Annotated in this window: 1 protein-coding gene and 1 pseudogene; both read left to right on the forward strand. The window is 41.4% G+C overall.

The annotated features are described in order from the left end of the window. A pseudogene (locus GMD6S_RS08160) lies at positions 1 to 486 on the forward strand (DAK2 domain-containing protein); the annotation flags it as partial. Between the two features lie 176 nt (positions 487 to 662). Further along, a partial coding sequence (locus GMD6S_RS08165; RefSeq protein WP_008293820.1) for a YSIRK-type signal peptide-containing protein occupies positions 663 to 5,020 on the forward strand: 4,358 nt, incomplete at its 3' end.

Raw genomic sequence — 5,020 nt, forward strand, 5'->3', positions numbered from 1 at the left:
AACAAAAATATCTTTATGGCAGCTCAGTCTGCGGCTGAAGTGCTTGAACAACCTGCTGTTGTGGTAGAAGCGCGTACAATTCCTCAAGGGTTGACCAGCCTTCTTGCCTTTGATCCAAGCAAATCAATCGAAGAAAACAAAGAACGCATGACTGCAGCCCTCGGTGATGTCATCAGCGGTAGTGTAACGACTGCCGTTCGTGATACAACTATCGATGGATTAGCAATTCATGAAAATGACAATCTTGGTATGGTCGATGGGAAAATCCTCGTGTCAAATCCTGACATGCACCAAACCTTGACTGAAACTTTGAAACATATGTTGGACGAAGATAGTGAAATCGTGACTTTCTATGTCGGTGAAGACGGAAGCGAAGAACTTGCCAATGAAATTGCCCAAGAAATCGCAGAAGAATTCGGAGATGTTGAAGTAGAGATTCACCAAGGTCAACAACCCGTATATCCATATCTTTTCAGTGTGGAATAATCGTGAAAATTAAATGAAAACAACAGAAGGAAGCTGGTTTTACAGCTTCCTTTTTCTATGCAAATGGAGTTATAAAGAAATTTATGTAGAAATGAACATTCTATTGGAAATTCTATTTACTATAAGTTATAATGATAAAGCTGTTATGTTAGATTAAGTATGAATATAAAGGAGAAATGATGAAGAAAAAATTTTTTAATCAATCTTTTTCCCGCTTTTCAATTAGAAAGTTAAGTGTTGGGACCTGTTCGGTATTGCTAGGAACCTTTATGGTGATGGCTACTTCTCCGGTGCAAGCAGATGAAGCTCAAGTCAACAATAAGGAACAACAAACGCAGGCAGAAATTCAACAAAAGGAAAAAAGTGCTGAGAATGGGCCGGAAGTCATTTCTGAGCCTCAAAAAGAATTGACACAGAACGAAGCGGTTAAGGAGCTGGAGGATAAAGCTGAACCGTCCAAAACAGAAGTATCTTCACCAGTCGCTCAGAGCCAACCAGTTTCTCAAGTTGACAATATCAAGGAAGCGAGTCAGCCTTCTTTAGATGAGGAGAAAAAGCAATCTATAGAATCAACTCAAACTGAGCAGAAAAGCAAGGAAGAAAGTGGCTCTAGCGGGAAAACTTCTTCTAGGCGCAAGAGATCGCTAGATGAAGTCAATGCTGCATTTCAAGCTCATTCGCCAATCAAGGATATCCATGCGGTAGATAGTGTCCGTGAATCCTTGACTTTTAGTATTACTGGGCATGAAGCAGACTATTCTGGTGGGTATATTAAAATTCATTTCCAAAATGGGAAGGCTATTAAATTGACCCCTTCTCCAGTCGGTGGTGTAAAGTTTAGCCAAGAAAAAGCGAATGGGGATCTTGATTTAAAGATAGAACCTGCGAATCTGAGAGGTGGGGCAAACTATAACTTCGTCTATACTTTTCAGATAGATCCTTTGACGCAGAATTGGGGAGGCGCTGTCCAAGCCCTTGGACCAGACCATAAGGTGACCGCAACTGCTAAGCTCTATGACAAAAATGGCAATGTCCTCAAAGAACTTGGAAGCATTGAACACACATGGAAAGTCTTAGAAAACGGTGTAGGTGGTCTGACACCAATGTCTAACAATCAGGTCATTGGCTATGATCGAGACAACGATGGTATCGTTGACGATGGTTCGTCGGTTGTGTCTTTCTACCTATTTAATGGTGCGAAAGATCCTAAGAATAATACGGCAAGAAATGATTATTTCAACTATGGAAATGGTGTCTTTGATGGTCGTATGATCAATGGTATGGGGATTAGTGATGTCGGGGGACATATCATTGATCCTGTCACTTCTTATACCTATAATGTAGATCTAAAAGAAGGTTATGAATTGACAGATGAAGCCAAAGCTTTGGGATGGACTGCCGATGCGACGGGTTACCATCTGACCATTAACAGAGCTAACAATCCGCTTCAAGATATCAATAACAATAAAAATAAGCTCATTCCAATTTCTTTTAAGTTAAAGAATGCCAAAGTAGCAGATATCAATAGAAAAGCGCAAAACCTAACTGTGACAGGTATCTATACAAAAGCAGATGGGACTAGTTATCAAAATACGGCCGTTCTTCCCTATACTCTCTTTGTTCAAAAAACAGATCAGCCAGAGTCTTCTCTCTTCGAATATAGACACTATAATCAGTCTGACTCGGAGATAATTCGTTCCTATGGTGAAACAGAATACCGTTCTTATGTTCGACTCTCATCAGTCGCTGAGGTTGAAAAAGATTATCCTATCAATGACTACACGGTCACCCATAGAATACAAGACCCACGAGAGTCTTATCGAGAAGTCAATGCGATTGAGGAGCGTTATTGGAATGAATTTTTCTCTTCACCGGATGCATCTGTAGAAGTATACAATAAAGCTACAGGTGAGTTGTTAGGGACTTTTAATAGTAACACTCGTAGCCTACGACTGACGGAAGAGCAAGATGTGAAGGAACTGGAGTACAAGTTTAAAAATATCAAGATGAGGAAGTCCTCAACAAATGATACATCAATGTTTGTTTTCCAGACCAAAACACGTTTTAATAATTGGGAAAGTCTCTATAAAGATTCGACAATCAGTAAGTTGGATTCTAGAACGGATTTCACATTTAACAATACTGGTAACACTGTTTCCTTATCTCAAACGGCCTCAGCTGAATTAACACGCGTTAGCCAGCAAATTTCGATGGTTGGACGCCGTCGGACAGATGTCTTTAATCGACACACAGATGCTTCTGGTTTTAAAGAAGATTTTATCACAAGGACTGCGGGTAAAGAAACTCCTACCCAGAACTTCGCAAACTTGACAGGAGTTTACCATCTGGCTTATTTGGCTGATCCACAATTAAACTTTAGTGGGAATCCTAATTTTAAGGTCTATTATAATTACAAAGATACTGGGAAAACTCTCTACTATGCCCAAGTAAAGGGGACTCCAGACTCCCCTATGCCTGCAACACTTTTGAAGTTAGAAAACAAGACGATTCCAAATGGGACCTACACCTATAAAGCGATTGCTTTTTGGGACGAGGAACTTCCTGACGTTCAAGCTCAGAATGGTTATGACTTGGGGGAGCTAGATGGGATTACAGTTACCTCGAAAAATTCAGTTTCTTATGACTTCGATGTGATCGTACAGGCTTCTGAAGCGAGTGGTGTCTACTCTGAAGTGAAGAGAGCTACAAATCAACACTTTGCCTATAATACTCAAGAACATTATCCTGGTGATGAGATTGATTTCAGAGTGACCTATAAAAACGCAGCGAAACAGCCTGTTTCAGACGTTTATGTTTTGTCATCCTTGCCGATGAAAGGTGATAAACAGCTAGAATCCAGAAATCGTGGCTCTGAATTTACAGTGAGTTTGACAAAAGCTCTAACACCACCTTCAGGCTGGGAAGTTCAATATAGTCGCACTGCGGGCACTGCTGCGGAAATTAATGCTTCACAATGGCTCACAGCAGATCAAGTGTCGGATTGGTCAGAGATTCGTGCAGTTCGTTGGCATTCGACTGCTCCGGTTGCTGCTGGAAGTAGGGTTCAATTTCCTATCAATGGAGCAGTTATCGGGCAAGATACTGCCCCAGGTGCTACGGCTTATCTTTCTTCGGCATTGGCAAATGGCAGTTCCAAGTACACTGAGTCCAATAATGTTTCAATCCAAATGTCTACCAAACTGTCATCTGCAAGTTTTACCTTTGTGGATGTAAATGATCCATCTAAGGAAGTACAACTAGGACAGGTAGACACAGTTGTAGGCAAACCTAATGGACCAATTTCTTATGATCCTGATCGTCGAATTAAGGAATTAGAAGATGCAGGATATGAACTGATTAGTAACGATTTTACAGATCATAACTTTGGTGACTTGGCTAGCCCAAGACAATTCAAGTTTCAGTTTAGACATAAGATTACAGAACTAACCGAAACTGTTCGTGGAACTCGTGAAATTAATTATGAGTATTACAGAAAAGCAAAAAATCCTGATTTATCGCTTCTTCCTCCCAGACATGTAGAATCCCATTCGTTTACTCGAACCAAGAGAATCGATCAGGTTTTGGCAAAAATGCATCCAAATGATGCGACAGCAGGTGTGACATACTCAGCCTGGTCTGCAGACCAAACTTGGTCTCAAGTGATTTCGCCTGAAATTCCTGGCTATTACCCAGGTGAAGATATTGACGCAAATACATTGTCGGGAGATGAGGCTCTTGATCAATATTGGATTAGTGCGATAAATCCGAGCGATGAAGAGTTGGAAAAAGAATTCTCTTGGGATAGGTTGGTGTATTATGTTCCGCTTCCAGTTGTACCTTCAGCAAGTGCAGCGAAATCTAAAGGCTTTCAAGGGCAGAAGCAGGCAGCGACGATTCAATTTGATGAGGATAGAGCAAGCGAGAGCGAGGTCCACTTTACAAAAGGGACAACAACCATTAATGGAGCAAAGAAATCCGTTGAACTAGTCCAAAGTAGTGTCTTTCTTTATGATGAGAATGGACAAAAGGTAACTTCGCTAACCATTGCCGACCAAGGGACGTACGATTTAGATCTTGTAAATAAAACAATTGTCTTTACTCCACTGAAAACCTTCTATGGTCCGGCAACTCCAGTTCGAGTTGGAGTGGTGGATAAAAATGGGGAGTCGGCTGTAACGACCTATACCCCAGTTGTTGAGAAAGTAACTCCGACTGGTTCAGGTGATAAGACAGAAGGACTTCAAGGTCAAGTCCAAGAAGGTAAAGTGACCTTCACGCCAGGTCATGACTCAGTTCCATTCCCAGCTGATTCAACTCCACTATTTGACAACGGTACAACTGTGAAGGAAGTGCCAAATGTTGGTAAGTTTGAAGTGGACGCAGAAGGCAAAGTGACCTTCACTCCGGACAAGCAGTTCAAGGGTGAAACACCAGAACTTGAATTGACTCGTGTTGATGCCAACGGAACTCCAGTTACTGTCAAGTACCAAGCGGTGGTGAAAGAAGTAACCCCAACCAGCACTAACGCAACCAG

It is taken from the genome of Streptococcus sp. GMD6S, assembly GCF_000297015.1.